At 71.9% G+C, this 18,495-nt stretch carries 15 protein-coding genes; 6 read left to right on the top strand and 9 right to left on the bottom strand.

Translation table 11 applies throughout. The features are described 5' to 3' along the window. The first annotated feature begins 110 nt into the window (after positions 1–110). A complete protein-coding gene (locus tag AB0M97_RS25620) occupies positions 111–1,067 on the top strand; it encodes a DUF6397 family protein (RefSeq protein ID WP_365963324.1) in 957 nt (318 codons plus the stop codon). On the opposite strand, the gene AB0M97_RS25625 is transcribed toward AB0M97_RS25620, so the two are convergent. Next, positions 1,054–1,920: an acyl-CoA thioesterase II gene (locus AB0M97_RS25625; RefSeq protein ID WP_365963325.1), complete on the bottom strand. Its 867-nt coding sequence runs from the start codon at positions 1,918–1,920 to the stop codon at positions 1,054–1,056. The two genes, AB0M97_RS25620 and AB0M97_RS25625, sit on opposite strands and share 14 nt — an antisense overlap. A 19-nt stretch (positions 1,921–1,939) precedes the next feature. After that, on the bottom strand, positions 1,940–4,453 hold the full coding sequence (locus AB0M97_RS25630; protein WP_365963326.1) for a DUF3516 domain-containing protein: 2,514 nt from the start codon (positions 4,451–4,453) through the stop codon (positions 1,940–1,942). A gap of 145 nt (positions 4,454–4,598) precedes the next feature. Between AB0M97_RS25630 and AB0M97_RS25635 the strand changes: the two genes are divergently transcribed. Next, positions 4,599–5,393 (top strand): metal-dependent hydrolase, encoded by a 795-nt coding sequence (locus AB0M97_RS25635; protein ID WP_365963327.1) that lies wholly within the window; start codon positions 4,599–4,601, stop codon positions 5,391–5,393. Positions 5,394–5,635: 242 nt separating this feature from the next. On the opposite strand, the gene AB0M97_RS25640 is transcribed toward AB0M97_RS25635, so the two are convergent. The 5 genes from AB0M97_RS25640 to AB0M97_RS25660 all read right to left on the bottom strand — a co-directional run bounded on the left by AB0M97_RS25640 (position 5,636) and on the right by AB0M97_RS25660 (position 11,011). Next, positions 5,636–5,902: a type B 50S ribosomal protein L31 gene (locus tag AB0M97_RS25640; protein ID WP_365963328.1), complete on the bottom strand. Its 267-nt coding sequence runs from the start codon at positions 5,900–5,902 to the stop codon at positions 5,636–5,638. A gap of 60 nt (positions 5,903–5,962) precedes the next feature. Further along, the gene (locus tag AB0M97_RS25645) at positions 5,963–6,433 is read right to left on the bottom strand and encodes a DUF5709 domain-containing protein (protein ID WP_365963329.1); all 471 of its coding nucleotides are present in this window, start codon (positions 6,431–6,433) and stop codon (positions 5,963–5,965) included. Between the two features lie 268 nt (positions 6,434–6,701). Next, on the bottom strand, positions 6,702–8,483 hold the full coding sequence (locus AB0M97_RS25650) for an ABC transporter ATP-binding protein (RefSeq protein WP_365963330.1): 1,782 nt from the start codon (positions 8,481–8,483) through the stop codon (positions 6,702–6,704). After that, positions 8,480–10,300 (bottom strand): ABC transporter ATP-binding protein, encoded by a 1,821-nt coding sequence (locus AB0M97_RS25655; RefSeq protein ID WP_365963331.1) that lies wholly within the window; start codon positions 10,298–10,300, stop codon positions 8,480–8,482. Before AB0M97_RS25655 ends, AB0M97_RS25650 begins: the two co-directional genes overlap by 4 nt. Positions 10,301–10,531: 231 nt before the next feature. After that, a complete protein-coding gene (locus tag AB0M97_RS25660; RefSeq protein WP_365963332.1) occupies positions 10,532–11,011 on the bottom strand; it encodes a MarR family transcriptional regulator in 480 nt (159 codons plus the stop codon). A 290-nt stretch (positions 11,012–11,301) separates the two neighbouring features. Between AB0M97_RS25660 and AB0M97_RS25665 the strand changes: the two genes are divergently transcribed. Together AB0M97_RS25665 and mltG are read left to right on the top strand one after the other, a co-directional pair. Further along, positions 11,302–13,104, top strand: a complete 1,803-nt coding sequence (locus AB0M97_RS25665) for an ABC transporter ATP-binding protein (RefSeq protein WP_365963333.1) — start codon at positions 11,302–11,304, stop codon at positions 13,102–13,104. A 43-nt stretch (positions 13,105–13,147) separates the two neighbouring features. Further along, positions 13,148–13,987, top strand: a complete 840-nt coding sequence (gene mltG, locus AB0M97_RS25670) for an endolytic transglycosylase MltG (protein WP_365963334.1) — start codon at positions 13,148–13,150, stop codon at positions 13,985–13,987. Positions 13,988–14,000: 13 nt separating this feature from the next. Here mltG and AB0M97_RS25675 read toward each other — a convergent pair whose 3' ends face one another. Further along, positions 14,001–15,083, bottom strand: a complete 1,083-nt coding sequence (locus AB0M97_RS25675; RefSeq protein WP_365963335.1) for an NAD(P)-binding domain-containing protein — start codon at positions 15,081–15,083, stop codon at positions 14,001–14,003. A gap of 333 nt (positions 15,084–15,416) precedes the next feature. Here AB0M97_RS25675 and AB0M97_RS25680 point away from each other — a divergent pair, with 333 nt between their 5' ends. Further along, positions 15,417–15,839: a secondary thiamine-phosphate synthase enzyme YjbQ gene (locus tag AB0M97_RS25680; protein WP_365963336.1), complete on the top strand. Its 423-nt coding sequence runs from the start codon at positions 15,417–15,419 to the stop codon at positions 15,837–15,839. Positions 15,840–16,050: 211 nt separating this feature from the next. Here AB0M97_RS25680 and AB0M97_RS25685 read toward each other — a convergent pair whose 3' ends face one another. Further along, the gene (locus AB0M97_RS25685; RefSeq protein WP_365963337.1) at positions 16,051–17,328 is read right to left on the bottom strand and encodes a hypothetical protein; all 1,278 of its coding nucleotides are present in this window, start codon (positions 17,326–17,328) and stop codon (positions 16,051–16,053) included. 170 nt (positions 17,329–17,498) lie between these two features. On the opposite strand from AB0M97_RS25685, the gene AB0M97_RS25690 reads away from it, so the two are divergent. Further along, on the top strand, positions 17,499–18,485 hold the full coding sequence (locus tag AB0M97_RS25690) for an ABC transporter substrate-binding protein (protein WP_365963364.1): 987 nt from the start codon (positions 17,499–17,501) through the stop codon (positions 18,483–18,485). The last annotated feature ends 10 nt before the right edge of the window (positions 18,486–18,495 follow it).

An 18,495-nucleotide genomic window follows, 5' to 3' on the forward strand; every position in this document is an offset into this window, starting at 1 on the left:
GCCTCGTGGAGTTATCCACAGGCTCGCCACGAGATGCGCGCAAGCGGCTACGGTTTTTTCCCGAGGCCGCCCGACCAGGCGGGCCGTCCACTCCACGGGGGAGACCGACCATGACCGGCAAAACCGCCACCGCACCGACGACCACCATGCTCTCGCCGAGCCGAGCCGCGCGAGAGCTGGAACTGAAACGGGGCGAGTTCGACCTCGCCGTGCACCTCGGCCGCATCAGGACCGTCCGCGACGAGCGCGGCGGACGTGTCGCCCGCGAGGAGATCGAGCGCCTGCGTGCGGAGGAGGACTTTCCGGCCGGGCTGCGCAAGCGCGTCGCAGCCGTCGGCACCAAGGACGGGGCGGCCCTCCTCGACGTGCCCCCAAGCAGGTTCACCCGCCTCGCCCGCCTGGGCCTCGTCGTGCCCGTGAAGTTCTACCTGAACCGGTACCGGGCCGTCGTCTGGCTCTACCTTGCGGAAGAACTCGAGCAGTTCGCGGCCGACGAGAACAACGCGCCGCTGCTGAAAGGCCGCACACCCGAAGGCCTGCGGAGCCAGTCGGAGGCCGGAGTCGACCTGCGCCCGCGGAACTGGCGGGGACGCCACCTCGGGTTCCTGCTGCGCCAGGCCGACGGCGACCCCTGGGCCCGTGCCGCCGCCGTGACCTGTCTGCTCGATCCCGTCCAGGTGGCGGAGACGGTCAGGGATCCCTACGAACGTGCCTACGTCAGCCGGTTGCGGCCCGTGCTCCCCACTCACGGCGCGCCCGGATCGCCGGCCGCACGCCTCGCCCGGGACATCATGACCGCGCGCGACCCGGACGAGATCGGCTGGCTCCGCGCCGACCTGGTACGGGCACTGGACGAAGCACGGGCCCACCACCCCGCTCCCCGTCCGGCACAGAAGCCCGCTGCGGCAGGCCCGCACACGAAGCGGAACACCGCCGGGCCCGTGCAGGTCCTCGCCGCGCGGGGGCAGGGCACCACCGAGCCGCGACAGGACACGGCTGGCGCGGACAGGCCACGCGGCCTGCGCGGCTGGCTGCGCCGCAGGGGAACGCGGCCTACAGCGCCCTGAACAGCCCTTCCTGGACGACGGACACGAGCAGGCGCCCCTCGATGTCGTAGATCCGGCCCCGGGCCAGGCCCCGCCCGCCCGTCGCGATCGGCGACTCCTGGTCGTACAGGAACCACTCGTCCGCGCGGAATGGCCGGTGAAACCACATCGCGTGATCCAGCGACGCCATGTCGAACCCTCGCGGACCCCACAGGGGCTCGACGGGGATACGCACGGCGTCCAGCAGCGTCATGTCGCTGGCGTAGGTCAGCGCGCAGGTGTGCACCAGTGGGTCGTCGCCCAGCGGGCCCACCGCGCGCATCCACACGGCGCTGCGCGGATCGGCGTCCTTGATCTCCTCGGCGGTCCAGCGCAGCCGGTCGACATAGCGGATGTCGAAGGGCTGACGGCGGGCCATCCGCTGCAACTGCTCCGGCAACTCGCCCAAGTGCTCCCGGATTTCGTCCACGACCGTCGGCAGCGACTCGGGGGACGGAACCTCGCGGGCCGGTGGCAGCTGGTGCTCGAAACTTCCCGGTTCAGGCTTGTGAAAGGAGGCGGTGAGATTGAAGATCGTGCGGCCCTGCTGCACCGCGCTGACCCGGCGGGTGGTGAACGACCGCCCGTCCCGTACCCGCTCGACCTGGTACACGATCGGCACGCCCGGCCGGCCGGGCCGCAGGAAGTACGCGTGCAGCGAATGCACAGGACGATCGCCCTCCGTGGTACGCCCGGCGGCGACCAGCGCCTGCCCGGCGACCTGGCCGCCGAAGACCCGCTGCAAGGACTCCTGCGGGCTGCGCCCACGGAAGATGTTGACCTCGATCTGCTCCAGGTCGAGCAGGTCGACAAGGCTCTCGGCCGGGTTCGTCATGGGTGGCGATCTCCTGTGCTCACAACTGGCCGACGTCGGTGACGCGCACGATCGCACGGCCCTCCGCGTCGGAGGCGGCGAGGTCGACCTCCGCGCTGATGCCCCAGTCGTGGTCGCCGTTCGGGTCGTCGAAGATCTGGCGGACGCGCCACAGACCGTTCTGCGGCTCCTCCTGGATCACCAGCAGCTTGGGCCCGCGGGCGTCGGGACCGGTGCCCAGCTCCTCGTACTCGTCCCAGTACTTGTCCATCGCCTCGCCCCACGCCTCGGCGTCCCAGCCGGTCTCGGCGTCCATCTCGCCCAGCTCCTCGATCTGGTCGAGCGCCGCGAGCTCGACCCGGCGGAACATCGCGTTGCGGACCAGCACGCGGAAGGCACGCGCGTTTGTGGTGACGGGCTTGACCTCGTCGGCCTTCTCCTGGGCCTCCTCGGCCGTCATCTCCTCCGGGTTGGCCAGCTGCTCCCACTCGTCCAGCAGGCTCGAGTCGACCTGGCGCACCATCTCGCCCAGCCACTCGATCAGATCCTGCAGGTCCTCGGACTTGAGGTCGTCGGGAATGGTGTGGTCGAGGGCCTTGTAGGCGCCGGCCAGGTAGCGCAGCACGATGCCCTCGGTGCGGGCCAGTTCGTAGAACGACACCAGCTCCGTGAAGGACAGCGCCCGCTCGTACATGTCGCGGACGACCGACTTCGGCGACAGCGGATGGTCACCGACCCAGGGGTGGCTCTTGCGGTACGTGTTGTACGCGTGGAAGAGCAGCTCCTCCAACGGCTTCGGGTACGAGATGTCCTGGAGACGCTCCATGCGCTCCTCGTACTCGACCCCGTCCGCCTTCATCGCGGCCACGGCCTCGCCGCGCGCCTTGTTCTGCTGGGCGGCCAGGATCTGCCGCGGGTCGTCCAGCGTGGACTCCACGACGGACACCATGTCCAGGGCGTACGACGGCGACTCGGGGTCCAGCAGCTCGAACGCGGCGAGGGCGAACGTGGACAGCGGCTGGTTCAGCGCGAAGTCCTGCTGAAGGTCCACCGTGAGGCGGACGATGCGGCCCTCGGCGTCCGGCTGGTCCAGCGTCTCGACGACGCCGCCGTGCAGCAGCGACCGGTAGATGGCGATGGCCCGCCGGATGTGCCGCAGCTGCTGCTTGCGCGGCTCGTGGTTGTCCTCCAGCAGATGCCGCATCGCCCTGAAGGCGTTGCCGGGCCGGGCGATCACCGACAGCAGCATCGTGTGCGTCACCCGGAAACGGGAGGTCAGCGGCTCCGGCTCGGACGAGATGAGCTTCTCGAAGGTCTGTTCCGTCCACCCAACGAAACCCTCGGGCGCCTTCTTGCGGACGACCTTGCGGCGCTTTTTCGGGTCGTCACCGGCCTTGGCGAGGGCCTTCTCGTTCTCGATGACATGCTCGGGGGCCTGGGCGACGACGAAGCCCTCCGTGTCGAAGCCCGCCCGGCCGGCCCGGCCCGCGATCTGGTGGAACTCACGCGCGCGCAGCGTGCGCACCCGGCTGCCGTCGTACTTGGTCAGCGCCGTGAACAGCACCGTGCGGATGGGGACGTTGACACCCACGCCGAGCGTGTCCGTGCCGCAGATGACCTTCAGCAGGCCCGCCTGCGCGAGTTTCTCCACCAGGCGCCGGTACTTCGGCAGCATGCCGGCGTGGTGGACACCGATGCCGTGCCGGACGTACCGCGAGAGGTTGCGGCCGAACTTGGTGGTGAAACGGAAGTTGCCGATCAGCTCGGCGATCCGGTCCTTCTCCTCGCGCGAGCACATGTTGATGCTCATCAGCGCCTGCGCCCGCTCCACGGCCTGCGCCTGCGTGAAGTGCACGATGTACACGGGGGCCTGCCGCGCCTCCAGCAGATCGGTGAGCGTCTCGGTGAGCGGGGTGTACCGGTACTCGTAGGACAGCGGTACCGGACGGGTCGCCGAGCGGACCACGGAGGTGGGGCGGCCGGTGCGGCGCGTGAGGTCCTTCTCGAAGAAGGAGACGTCGCCGAGCGTGGCCGACATGAGGACGAACTGCGCCTGCGGCAGTTCCAGCAGGGGGATCTGCCAGGCCCAGCCACGGTCCGGCTCCGCGTAGAAGTGGAACTCGTCCATGACGACCTGGCCGACGTCCGCGTTCTTCCCGTCGCGCAGGGCGATCGAGGCGAGCACCTCGGCCGTGCAGCAGATCACCGGGGCGTCGGCGTTGACGGAGGCGTCGCCAGTGAGCATGCCGACGTTCTCGGTGCCGAACAGCTTGCACAGCTCGAAGAACTTCTCCGACACCAGCGCCTTGATCGGTGCCGTGTAGAAGGTGACCTCGTCGCGGGCCAGGGCGGCGAAATGGGCACCCGCCGCGATCATGCTCTTGCCGGAACCGGTGGGCGTCGACACGATCACGTTCGCACCGGAGACCACCTCGATCAGCGCCTCCTCCTGATGGGGGTAGAGCGTGAGACCGCGCTCCTGCGCCCAGGACTCGAAGGCTTCGTACAGGGCGTCGGGGTCGGCGGTCGGCGGCAGCTGATCGATGAGGGTCACGCCCCCATCTTGCCTGGCCCCCCGCCCGATGCGGGAATCGGATGCCCGGCCGAAGATCGCGAACGCTACGCTGTGTCGCCGACGGCGCGTCAGCGCCCCCGGTCAACTGGACAGCGCTATGCGAGGGATGGGGCGGGCTACGGCGATGATGGGACCAGCGCACTCACTGTCGGGCGCCGCCGCCTGGCTCGGTGCCGGAGCGGCGGCCGCCGCAGCCGGACACACGATGCCCTGGCCCGTCCTGCTGGTGGGCGCGCTGCTCTGCGCCGGGGCCGCGCTCGCCCCCGACCTCGACCACAAGGCGGCCACCATCTCGCGGGCCTTCGGACCGCTGTCGCGGGGGCTGTGCGAGATTGTCGACAAGCTGTCCTACGCCGTCTACAAGGCGACGAAGAAGCAGGGCGACCCGCGCCGCTCGGGCGGGCACCGCACGCTCACGCACACCTGGCTGTGGGCCGTGCTGATCGGCGCGGGCACCTCGGTGCTGGCGGTGACCGGGGGACGCCGGGCCGTGCTGGCGATCCTCTTCGTGCACATCGTGCTGGCGATAGAAGGGCTGCTGTGGCGGGCGACCCGCGGCTCCAGCAGCGACGTCCTGGTCTGGCTGCTGGCGGCGACCAGCGCCTGGATCCTCGCGGGTGTCCTGGACAAGCCGGGCAACGGCGCGGACTGGCTGTTCACGGCGCCGGGCCAGGAGTACCTGTGGCTGGGGCTGCCGATCGTGCTGGGCGCGCTGGTGCACGACCTCGGCGACGCGCTGACGGTGTCCGGCTGCCCGATCCTGTGGCCGATCCCGGTCGGCCGCAAGCGGTGGTACCCGATCGGGCCGCCGAGGGTCATGCGGTTCCGGGCGGGCAGCTGGATCGAGCTCAAGGTGCTGATGCCGGCGTTCATGCTGCTCGGCGGGTTCGGCTGCGCGGCGGCGCTCAACTTCATCTGACGGCGGGTGCCGTTCTGGCGGCCGGTGCCTTTGCTCCTCCTGCGCACGGGGGCCGACCCTCGCCCGGTGCCGCTCCGTTGGCCGGAGCCCGGCCCCCAGTAGCCGCCCGACCCACGGGAGCAGCCCGGCCGGTGACAGCACCCCGATGCACGGGAACGGGAGCAGCCCGACCCGTCGCAGCCCGGCCGGCGGCAGCAGCCACCCGGCCCGGGGGAGCAGGCGTCCGCCTCGGGGCCGGCTCCTCAGCCGGTGCCCTGCCCACCCCGGCCGCCGCCGTACCGCCGCTCGAAGCGGGCGAGCCGGCCCTCGGAGTCCACCGTGCGGGCCTTGCCGGTGTAGAACGGGTGGCTCTCCGAGGAGATCTCCACGTCCACGACCGGGTAGGTCTCGCCGTCGTCCCACTCGATGGTCTGGTCACTGGTCGCGGTCGACCGGGTCAGGAAGGCGTACCCGGCGGAGCGGTCACGGAAGACGACGGAGTGGTAGGCGGGGTGCTTGTCCTGCTGCATGGCTGCTCCTCGTGCGGAGTCGGCGGCGGGGTGGTGGGGCGGGCCGCGCGGTGGGCGGCCTCAGCCGGGCAGGCTGTCCTCGTCGATGATGTGCACGGCGGCCTCCTCGGCGGAGGCGGCCGCGCCGTCGATGCCCACGTCCATGGCGACGAGTGCCTCCTCCTCGTCCTCGTGCGCCCCTTCGTCGGGCGCGACGAGCCGGCCGGAGCGGGCGTGGCCGACCTCGTTGTCCAGGAGTTCGCCGTCGGTGCCCTGGGAGTCGCCGAGACCGTCGCCGTCTGGGGGTGCGAGGTCGGGCGTCTCCTCGGCGAGGCGCTGATCCAGCGTTTCGCCGAGGAGACGCTCAGCAGCCGTCACGCCGACGTGTTCCACCGCGAGGGGCCGTTCCGGCGGGGACCAGCCGCGGTCGAGCGGGTCGTCGACACCGTCGTACTCGAGGGTGTCCTCCGCGTCGAGCAGGCCCGTGTCCTCCCGCTGCTCGGATCCGTCGGGCTGGTAGACGTCGTCTCCCCATCCGTCGGCGCTGTTCACGGGTACCTCCAGGGGGTGAGGACGGGCCCCTTCCCGTCGCGGACCGCGGTGGGTCACGTCTGCCGGGAGCACAGGCGCCACCCGTCGCCGGACCACATCGTTCCCGGGCGCTCCCCGAGCCGGTGCCTTCCTCCAGCCTTCCACCCCGGTTCGGGACCGCGCAACGGCAGCGGGCAGCACCTGGTGACCGGCCGGCCACGGCCCGCCTCGAACCTCGCGGCTCCCGGTCGCCGGTCCGCCCCGGGGGCGCGGACGGCGCCCGGCCGGGTCATCCGTGCCACGACCGCCACAGCGCCGCGTACGCCCCGTCGGCCGCGACCAGTTCGTCGTGGCTGCCGAGCTCGCTGATGCGGCCGTTCTCCACGACGGCGATCACGTCGGCGTCGTGGGCGGTGTGCAGTCGGTGGGCGATGGCGACCACGGTGCGGCCGTCGAGAACCCGGGCCAGGGACCGCTCCAGATGACGCGCCGCCCGTGGGTCGAGCAGGGACGTCGCCTCGTCCAGGACCAGGGTGTGCGGGTCGGCCAGCACCAGGCGGGCCAGTGCGATCTGCTGGGCCTGCGCCGGGGTCAGCGCGAGGCTGCCGGAGCCGACCTCGGTGTCCAGGCCGTCGTCCAGCGCCCGTGCCCAGCCGTCCGCGTCCACGGCGCCCAGCGCCGCCCACAGCTCGGCGTCCTCGGCGCCCGCACGGGCGAGCCTGAGGTTGTCGCGCAGGGAGCCGACGAAGACGTGGTGCTCCTGGTTGACGAGGGCGACGTGGGAGCGGGTGCGTTCGGCGGGCATCCGGGAGAGTTCGGCGCCACCCAGGGTGATGGTGCCGTCCCGGGGCCCGTAGATGCCGGCCAGCAGCCTGCCCAGGGTGGACTTGCCGGCGCCCGAGGGGCCGACCAGCGCCAGCCGCGTGCCCGGTGGCACCTCCAGGGACACCTTGCGCAGCACGTCGACGCCCTCGCGGTAGCCGAAGTGCACCCGGTCGGCGCGCACGTCGCGCCCCTGGGGGGTCAGCGAATCGTCCCCCGCATCCGGCTCGATGTCCCGGACACCGACCAGCCGGGCCAGCGACACCTGCGCCACCTGGAGCTCGTCGTACCAGCGCAGGATCAGCCCCACCGGGTCGACGAGCATCTGAGCGATCAGCGCGCCCGTCGTCAGCTGACCGACCCCGATCCACCCCTCCAGGACGAACACGCCGCCGATCAGCAGCACGGACCCGAGGACGGTGACATGAGTGACGTTGATGACGGGGAACAGCACCGACCGCAGCCACAGCGTGTAGTTCTCCCAGGCGGTCCATTCCTTGATGCGGCGCTCCGACAGGGCGACGCGCCGGTCACCGAGACGGTGGGCCTCGACGGTCCGCCCGGCGTCCACGGTCTCGGCGAGCGCGGCGGCCACGGCGGCGTACCCGGCGGACTCGGAGCGGTAGGCGGAGGGTGCCCGGCGGAAGTACCAGCGGCAGCCGATCACCAGCAGCGGCACGGCGAGCAGCACGGCGGGCGCCAGCTGCGGAGCCGTCACGACGAGCCCGCCGAGCAGCAGCCCCACCCAGACGACACCGATCGCCAACTGCGGTACGGCCTCGCGCATCGCGTTGGCGAGCCGGTCGACGTCCGTCGTGATCCGGGACAGCAGGTCGCCCGTCCCGGCGCGCTCCAGCACACCGGGTGGCAGCCCGACCGACCGCACGAGGAAGTCCTCCCGCAGGTCGGCCAGCATCCGCTCGCCGAGCATCGCGCCGCGCAGCCGCACCTGACGCACGAACGCGGCCTGGACGAGCAGCGCGATCACGAACAGCCCGGCCGTGAGTTCGAGACGCAGCTCCCCGGCCCCGTCCGACACCCGCTCCACGAGCCCACCCAGCAGGTAGGGACCGGCCATGGAGGCGATCACGGCGACCGTGTTGACGGTGACGAGGAGCAGGAAGGCGCGCCGGTGCCGGCGCAGCAGTTCGCTCACGTAGGCGCGTACGGTCGCGGGTGCGCCGACCGGCAAGGTGCTCGCCGTGGTCGGTGCCGCCGGGTCGTACGCCGGTGGCGCCACGCCGATCATGCGGTCTCCTCGATCTCTTCGAGTGCTTCCAGGACGTGCAGGCCGGACGCCCCGCCTGGGAGCGTGCCGTGGCGCGTGGCGGCCTCGTCGTCGGTCTCGCGGGTCACGACCGCCCGGTACCGGGGTTCGGTCGCCACCAGTTCGCGGTGGGTGCCCGCCGCGACGACCTGCTCGTCGTGCAGGAAGACGACGCGGTCGGCGCGGTCCAGCAGCAGCGGGGACGACGTGAACACGACGGTCGTGCGGTCGGCCCGCAGCTCCCGGACGCCTCGCGCGATCCGCGCCTCGGTGTGGGAGTCGACGGCGGAGGTCGGCTCGTCCAGGACGAGCACCTCCGGATCGGTGACCAGGGACCGGGCGAGGGCGAGCCGCTGGCGCTGGCCGCCGGACAGCGACCGGCCGCGCTCGGTGATACGGGCGTCCATCGGGTCGTCGGCGTCCAGCGAGCCCTGTGCGAGCGCCGCCAGCACGTCGTCGCAGTGGGCTGCCGCCAGCGCGTCGGCGGGGGCGACGTCGCCCGAGGCGGGTACGTCGAGCAGTTCCCGCAGCGTGCCCGACAGCAGCACCGGGTCCTTGTCCTGGACGAGGACGGCGGTGCGGGCCGAGTCCAGGGGCAGTTCGTCGAGCGGTGTCCCGCCCAGCAGCACCGAGGTGCTCCGCTCCGAGGCGTGCCCGCCCAGGCGTTCCGCCAGCCGCCCTGCCGCGTCCGGGTCGCCGCACACCACGGCGGTGAGCAGACCGGCGGGAGCGAGCAGACCGGTGGCGGGGTCGTACAGGTCGCCGGACGGGATGCCGGCGGCACGCGACCCCGCGGTGTCGGTGGCCCTCTGCAGCGACAGCACCCCCGCGGCCCGCCTGGCCGAGGGGCGGGAGAAGGAGTAGGCCATCGCGATCTCTTCGAAGTGACGCAAGGGATACGTCAGGAGCATGACCGAGCTGTAGACCGTGACCAGTTCGCCGACGGCGATCCGGCCCTCTTGGGTCAGGCGCACGCCGTGCCAGACGACCGCGATGAGCAGCAGGCCGGGCAGCAGGACCTGGATGGCGGCGATCAGCGACCACATCCGGGCGCTGCGCACGGCGGCGCGGCGGACCTCCTGGGAGGCGCTGCGGTAGCGGTCGAGGAACAGTTCCTCGCCACCGATGCCGCGCAGTACGCGCAGACCGGCGACGGTGTCCGAGGCAAGTTCGGTGGCGCGGCCGGCCTTCTCGCGCTGCGCGTCGGCACGCCGGGTGGCGCGGGGCAGCAGCGGCAGGACGGCGACGGCGAGGACGGGCAGGCCCACGGCGACGATCACGCCGAGGGCGGGCTGGTAGACGAGGAGGCCGATGCAGACGAAAACGATGGTGAGGAGCGCCGCGGTGAAGCGCGACAGTGCTTCCACGAACCAGCCGATCTTCTCGACGTCCCCGGTGGACACGGCGACGACCTCACCGGCCGCGACGCGGCGGGTCAGGGCCGAGCCCAGCTGGGCGGCCTTGCGAGCCAGCAACTGCTGGACGCGGGCGGCGGCCGTGATCCAGTTGGTGACGGCGGTCCGGTGCAGGAAGGTGTCACCCACGGCGTTGGCGACGCACACCAGCGCCATCAGGGCACCGGCCAGCGCGAGACGGGTGCCGGAGCGGTCCACGACGGCCTGCACGGCGAGGCCCACGCAGAACGGCAGGGCGGAGACGGCACCGAAGTGCAGCAGACCCCAGGCCAACGACTTGGACTGGCCGCCCAGTTGGTTCCGGAAGAGCCACCACAGGAATCGGGGCCCCGAGCGGGCGTCCGGCTCACCCGGGTCGGGATACGGAAGGTCTTGGATCTGCATGACGTCCCAGTGGCTCGCAGGTCGGCAGAGGAGAGGAGGGGAGGCGCTGTGCGCGAACAACAAACCGTGACAGGTTCGCGTCGCACAGTGGTGGGAGGCAAACGGTTTTTCGGTGCCGACGGGCGGCCCCGGCCCCGGCCCCGCGTATGCCGCCGGCCCGCGGCGGCGGGCACGGTGATCCGGCCGTTGCCCAGGCCGCGGCTGTGCCTGTCACGTGAGTCCCGGTGGGGTTCAGCAGGTGCGCTGTTCCTCGTCAGGGCCGTGCCGGTGCTCCTCGGGCGTGCCGTCCACCAAGGTGTCGAGGAGACCTCCGAGCACCTTCCGCTGCTCCGCCGTCAGGGGCGCGAGGATTTCCTCCGCCGCGGCCCGGCGCGCGCCGTGCAGTTCGGCCACGGCCCGGTGTCCGTGGGCCGTGAGCTCGATCCGGATCACCCGGCGGTTCGTCGGGTCCGGAACCCGGCGCACCGTGCCGCTCGCCTCGAGTCCGTCGACGAGCGTCGTCACCGCGCGGGGGACCACCTCAAGGCGCTCGGCCAGGTCGGCCATGCGGGGCGGCGAGGGGTAGTGCGCCAGCGTGCGCAGCAGCCGGGCCTGCGCCGGCGTGATACCCAGGCCGCCCTGCTGGAAATGGCGCTTCTGGATGCGGTGCATCCGGCGGGTGAGGCGCAGCAGTTGTTCGGCGAGGGGGCCGTCGGAGTCGGCGGTGGTCATGCGGGGAACAGTACCAGGACATTGTTCATTGTGAGTATAGGTAACAATGAGTTAGGCTCCTTCGAGTAGCGCGAACCGCGTCGCGGGCCCCTCACGGTCGTGCCGTGAACCCGCCACGGACCGCACCACTGACCACGTCGGCGGACCGGCCGCCCGCCCCACCTCCGCCACCCCGTCCCATCCCGGCCCGAGCCGACACCCCGCCCCCATCCGTCAACCACTCGGCGCGCTTCACCGCCCACTCGTCGCCGGACGTCGCGGCGCCGCCCCCGTCATCTCCGTAGGAGCCCATGCACCCCGATCACGAACCCGCCTGGACCCCGTCGGCCGACTCCGAGGAGCAGCCGCGGCAGGTCCGCCGCATCCTGAAGCTCTTCCGCCCCTACCGGGGCCGTCTCGCGATCGTCGGTCTGCTGGTCGGGGCCGCGTCGCTGGTCTCGGTCGCCACACCCTTCCTGCTGAAGGAGACGCTCGACGTCGCGATCCCCGAGGGGCGCACGGGGCTGCTCAGCCTGCTCGCCCTCGGCATGATCCTCAGCGCCGTCCTCACCAGCGTCTTCGGCGTGCTGCAGACCCTGATCTCCACGACTGTCGGCCAGCGCGTCATGCACGATCTGCGCACCGCCGTCTACGACCGGCTCCAGCGCATGTCGCTCGCCTTCTTCACCCGCACCCGCACCGGCGAGGTGCAGTCCCGGATCGCCAATGACATCGGCGGCATGCAGGCCACCGTCACCTCCACGGCGACGTCGCTGGTCTCCAACCTCACCACCGTCGTGGCCACGATCGTCGCGATGCTCGCCCTCGACTGGCGGCTGACCGTCGTCTCGCTGCTGTTGCTGCCGGTGTTCGTCTGGATCAGCCGGAGAGTCGGCAACGAACGCAAGAAGATCACCACCCGCAAGCAGAAGCAGATGGCCGCGATGGCCGCCACGGTCACCGAGTCGCTGTCCGTGAGCGGCATTCTGCTGGGCCGCACGATGGGCCGCTCCGACTCGCTCACCAGCGCCTTCGCCGACGAGTCCGAGCGCCTGGTCGACCTGGAGGTGCGGTCGAACATGGCCGGGCGCTGGCGCATGGCCGTGATCACGATCGTCATGGCCGCCATGCCCGCCGTCATCTACTGGACCGCCGGCATGGCGCTCCAGTTGGGCGGCCCGCAGGTCTCCATCGGCACGATCGTGGCCTTCGTCTCGCTCCAGCAGGGCCTGTTCCGTCCGGCCGTCAGCCTGCTGTCGACCGGTGTGCAGATCCAGACCTCGCTCGCGCTGTTCCAGCGCATCTTCGAGTACCTGGACCTGCCCATCGACATCACCGAGCGCGAGAACCCGATCCACCTCGACCGGATCAGGGGGGAGATCCGCTTCGAGAACGTCGAGTTCCGCTACGACGACAAGGGCGACCCGGTCCTCCGTGACATCGACATCGCCGTCCCCGCGGGCAGCAGCCTCGCCGTCGTCGGCCCTACCGGGGCCGGCAAGTCCACGCTGGGCCACCTGGTCCCGCGGCTGTACGACGTCACGGGCGGCCGGGTCACCCTCGACGGGGTCGACGTGCGCGACCTCGACTTCGACACCCTCGCGCGCGCGATCGGCGTCGTCTCCCAGGAGACGTACCTCTTCCACGCCTCCGTCGCCGACAACCTGCGCTTCGCCAAGCCGGACGCCACTGACGAGGAACTGCACGCGGCGGCGAAGGCCGCGCAGATCCACGACCACATCGCCGGCCTGCCCGACGGCTACGACACTGTCGTGGGCGAGCGCGGGCACCGCTTCTCCGGCGGTGAGAAGCAGCGCCTGGCCATCGCCCGCACCATCCTGCGCGACCCGCCGGTCCTCATCCTCGACGAGGCGACCAGCGCGCTGGACACCCGCACCGAGCATGCCGTGCAGGCGGCCGTCGACGCGCTGTCGGCCAACCGCACCACGCTCACCATCGCGCACCGCCTGTCCACCATTCGGGGTGCCGACCAGATCGTGGTCCTCGACGCGGGCCGGGTCGCCGAACACGGCACGCACGAGGAGCTGCTGGAGCGCAACGGCACATACGCGGCACTGGTCCGCAGGGACGCCCGACTGGAGCTGACAAAATGACGATATGCCGGTTTTATGACGTTTAGCGGGTTACCGTGCCCGCATGCAGATGAACACTCCGCCACGGAGCACGATTCGACTGACGCGCCGGGGCCGTCTCGCCCTCATCGCGACCGGAGCCGTCGTGGCCGGCACCGCCGTGGCGGTGCCGCTGCTGACCATGGGCGGCGACGAGGACACCCGGCCCACCTCCCTGGTGATCCCCGAGGGCTGGCGCGCGAACCAGGTCTACGAGGCCGTCGACAAGGCCCTCGCCCTGCCCGCGGGCACGACCAAGAAGTCGTTGGCCAAGACCGACCTGAGGCTGCCGAACGACGCCGAGGGCAACCCCGAGGGCTACCTCTTCCCGGCGACGTACCCGCTGGACGAGAAGTCGACACCGGAACAGCTCCTGAGGGCGATGGCGGACACGGCCCACAAGAAGTTCGACGGCGCCCCGATCGCGGCCGGTGCGGAGCGCAACGCGATGAACGTCTACCAGGCGGTCACCATCGCGAGCATCGTGCAGGCGGAGGCGGCCACCAAGCAGGACATGGGCAAGGTGGCCCGGGTCATCTTCAACCGGCTGGAGCGCGGCATGCCGCTCCAGATGGACTCCACCATCAACTACGCGCTGGGCCGGTCCACGCTGAGGACGACCGCGAAGGACACCCGGCTCGACAGCCCCTACAACTCGTACCAGCGCATGGGCCTGCCGCCCACGCCGATCGACAATCCGGGCGAGGAGGCGATGCGTGCGGCGATCAACCCGACGCCGGGGAACTGGCTGTACTTCGTCACCGTCAAGCCCGGCGACACCCGCTTCACCGCCGACTACGCCGAACACCGGCGCAACGTCGCCGAGTTCAACCGCAACCAGAAGAAGTCACCCGCCCCCGGATGAGCCGTGCGGGAGGTCACGCTGCCACCGGCACGGGCTCACCGGCCAGCAGCCGCCTGATGTCCCGCACGGCCGCGCGTCCCGCGCGGTTGGCGCCGATGGTGCTGGCCGACGGGCCGTAGCCGACGAGGTGGACGCGCGGGTCGGCGACTGCGCGGGTGCCCTCGACGCGGATCCCGCCGCCGGGTTCGCGCAGCCGCAGGGGCGCGAGATGGTCGACGGCGGGGCGGAAACCGGTCGCCCACAGGATGACGTCGGCAGCCACCCGCCGGCCGTCGTCCCACGCCACGCCGTCCGGCGTGATCCGGTCGAACACGGGCTGCCGGTCCAGCACACCCTCCCGCAGCCCCTGCCGGATCGCGTCGGTGAGCGGCAGGCCGGTCACCGAGACGACGCTTCTGGGCGGCAGCCCCTGCCGTACCCGCTCCTCGACCAGCGCGACCGCGGCCCGGCCCGCCTCCTCGTCGAAGGGGCCCTCCAGGAAAACGGGCGGGCGCCGGGTCACCCACGTGGTGGAGGCCGCGAGCGGGGCGATCTCCAGCAGGTGCTGCGTGCCGGACGCGCCGCCGCCCACCACGACGACCCGCTGCCCGGCGAACGCCTCGGGCCCCGGGTACTGCGCGGTGTGCAGCTGCCGCCCCCGGAAGGTCTCCTGGCCGGGGTAACGCGGCCAGAACGGCCGATCCCAGGTGCCGGTCGCGTTGATCAGCGCCCGTGTCACCCAGTTCCCGTCCGAGGTCTCGACCAGCAGCCGCCCCTCGTCGGCCTCCCGTACCGCGCGGACGTCGACGGGACGCCGTACCCGCAGGTCGAAGGTCCGCTCGTACGTGGCGAAGTACTCGGTGACGACCTGCGACGACGGCCGTGCGGGGTCCGCGTCGGTGAGTTCCATGCCGGGCAGGGAGTGCATGCCGTGCACCTTGCCGTACGTCAGCGACGGCCACCGGAACTGCCAGGCGCCGCCCGGACCGGGGGAGTGGTCGAGCACCACGAAGTCCCGGTCCGGCCGGAAACCGGTGCGCCGCAGGTGGTGGGCGCCGGCCAGACCCGCCTGCCCGGCGCCCACCACGACCACGTCCACCTCACGCATGTTGTTCACGCTTCTACCAACAGGGGAGGGGGCGCCGGTCTTCCCGGCCGGTCCCGGGCCTCAACGTCCGCCCGCCACCAGCAGCGGCGGCGCACCCGCACCGGCCCCGCCTCCTCCCGCCGTCCTCAGCGGGGGACGCAGGCGCGGCGGGAGGAGGCGGGGACGAGGGGAACGGGGCCGGGACCGGGACCGGGGGCCGGGGTTTCGGCGGCTTGGTGGTGTCACCGGCGCGACGGTCTTGGAGTCGTGCGCACGGTCAACGGTGTCTCGGAAGTGGATCTCCGGTATCAGCGTCCGGTCGACCGGGGGCGCCCACCGACCCGTTTGCGTCAGGATGGGGGCATGTCCGATGCGTTCACCACCCGAGTTCTGACCGTTTCCACCGGGTCCCGGGAGCGGGTCGTCGATCTGACCCGTGACTGCGAGGCCTTCCTGCGGGAGGCGGCGGGCGGCCGTGACGGCCTCCTCAACGTCTTCGTCCCGCACGCCACGGCCGGGATCGCCGTCATCGAGACGGGAGCCGGCAGCGACGACGACCTCCTCGCCGCCCTGCACACCCTGCTCCCGGCGGACGACCGCTGGCAGCACAGCCACGGCAGCCGGGGCCACGGCCGCGACCACGTCCTGCCGGCCATCGTCCCGCCGCACGCGACGCTGCCGGTGATCGGCGGGCGCCTGGAGCTGGGCACGTGGCAGTCGGTGTGCCTGGTGGACACGAACATCGACAACCATGAACGCAAGGTGCGGCTGTCGTTCCTCGGCTGACGCCGGGCGGTTCCGGCGCCGCGCGGCGGTCCGCCTCCGGCCGTCTGCCGCCCGTTCCCCGAGGTGCCTGGCGTCCGGTCGCGTGCCGTCTGCCGCCCGTTCCCCGAGGTGCCCGGCCTCCGGCCGCGTGCCGTCTCCCGTACGCCTGCCGAGGCACCCCGCGTCGCGTCCCCCGGCCTCTCGGCGCGCGACGAGGGGTGGCCCGGAGACCTCACCGCCCCACGGGGTCCCCTTCGGCGCCGTCCGACCGCGTGCGGAGCGTCGCGTGGCCTCCGTGGTCCAGGGGCGTCGGCAGCTTCAGGCGGGCCGCCTCGTCGCCCGTCCGCGCGTCGACCAGGTGGACCTCGCCGTGGCCGCCGCGGGTGACGGCGACCCAGTGCGAGCCGGGTGACGCGGCCACCGCCCGGCGCTGGACGCCCTCCCAGGGTGTGCCGCCGCGTCGCGGGGCACCGTCCATGGCCGGGAGGGTGACGCGGCGGTCGGTGTTGTCGGCGGCGAGCAGGACCAGTTCGTCGCCGTCCGGGTGGACGCGGGTGAACGCGGTGTGGTCCCTGGCCAGGGTCAGCCGGAAGACCAGGCCGGGGCCGAGGTCGGTCAGGGTCGTCACGTCCGTCATCAGGTCGTGGCGCCAGGCCTGATTGGTCCACTCCGGCCACCGGAGCGGGTCCGCGGGACCGCCTCGCAGCGTCGACCACAAGGCCGGCCGGCGCGTGTCGAGGCGCAGATACCAGCCCCGGGCGTGCGCGCCCCACGGAATCACCGGCTGCGGAACCAGGTCCTCGCCCGTGCGGCGCGCCCGGTGGACGCCCTCTCCCGTGGCCGCGAACACCAGTCCTTGCGCGGGGAGTTGGGCGTCGCCATGGCCGTCGTCGGGCAGTGGGAGCAGTGCCGCGGGGGTGACGCGCGGGCAGCCGGGCGGGGCGGCCAGCAGGTCGGCGAACCGGTGGACGGCCAGGGCGCCGGGCTCGCGGTGCCGCAGGACGACGAGCGGGCCGCCGCCCTCCCCGATGTCGCTCCCCGGGGACTCGCCGCTCCCGGCGTCGCTCCCCAGGAACCCGCCGTCCCCACCGCCCAGCACCGTCACGCCGGGTTCGCCCACGCGCGTGCGGACCCGCGTCGCGCGCCCCGTCTCCAGGTCGGCGACCGTCAGCAGGTCCGACCACGGCTCGGCGTTCTTGCCGAGTCCCGTCGTGACGGCCGCCCACCGCCCCGAGGGGTCGACGGAGAAATGCTCGGCCGGCACCGCCACCGGTATCGCGGCCGCCACCAGTTCGGGGCCGTACGGATCGAGCACCAGCAATTCGCCCCTGCGGTCGTCCACGCACGCCACCCGCCCGCCCGGCAGGGCCAGGAACCCCGCGTGCTCGGACAGATGGCGGCCGTCGAGACGGCCTGCCTCCGTGCCGTCCGGCACGGTCAACACGTAGACGCATCCGGCCAGATGGTCGGAGACGAGCAGCAAGGGATCGGCGGACACGGGGATCTCCATCGGTAGCGGGCGGAGGCAGGAACCGGCCAGGAGCCAGCCATGAGCCGGCCGGGCACCAACCAGGAAACGAACCTGAGAATGAAAACGATTATCATGTATTGTCGTCGCGTTCCGGTCCCCGAAGAAGACCCGAAGCAGACCCCGAGAAGAGAAGAAGCGAGGGCATCGTGCTGCGCGCACCGTCGAGATTCGTCCGAAACTGGCTCACCGCCGCGATAGTTGGCTCCGTCCTGGCCGGATGCGGCAGCTCCGGCTCCGAATCCGCCAAGCCCGCCGCGGGCGACCGCGCTGCGGCCGGCGCGACGACGGACGTCACCGTGGAACCCATCAAGGCCACGCGCACGCTCACCGACACCGGCGGCGTGAAGATCTCCCTGAAGAAGGAACCACGGCGCATCGTCTGCCTGTTCGCGCTCTGCGACGACATCCTGACCGAGCTGGGCATCGTCCCGACGGCCACGAACAACGCGCTGCTCGCCCACCCCGACTTCCTCGGCAAGGAGAAGGCGAAGCAGGTCGACATCGTGCCGGGCGGTTTCATCGCGCCCGAGGTGGAGGCGATCCTCTCCCACAAGCCCGACCTCGTGATCGGCCTCAAGGACACCCACGGCAAGCTGGCCCCGGCGCTCAAGGACGCCACCACGTTCTGGCCGATGCAGCCCGAGACCTGGCAGGACAGCGTGGGTTACCTGCGCGACGCCGCCGCGCTGACCGGCCGTACCGCCGAGGGCGAGAAGGCCGAGAAGGCCTTCCGTGCCAAGCTCGCCAAGGCCGAGGCGGCCAAGAGCGACAAGACCGCGCTCATCATCTACGGCAGCGACGAGAATTTCGGTGTCGCCACCCCGGAAGGGGACGTGGCCGCCAGTCTCTTCCCGAAGATCGCCCACTACCCGTGGAAGTCGCGGGGCGTGGAGGGCAGTTACAGCCTTGAGGAGATCCTCGCGCGGGACGTCGACGTGATGTTCGTCGAGACGATCTCCTTCGGCGAGCCGGACGGCAAGCTGTCGGAGAAGCTGGCCAAGAACCCCCTGTGGGGGAAGATCCCCGCCGTGCGGAACGGGGACGTGCACGAGGTCGACTCCGAGGTGTGGGCCAAGGGGCGCGGCACCCGTTCGCTGGGGATCGTGTTGGACGAGGCCACGGCCGCGCTGCGGTGAGTGCGCCCGC

Source organism: Streptomyces sp. NPDC051207, assembly GCF_040682395.1.
In the GTDB taxonomy this organism is placed as follows: domain Bacteria; phylum Actinomycetota; class Actinomycetes; order Streptomycetales; family Streptomycetaceae; genus Streptomyces.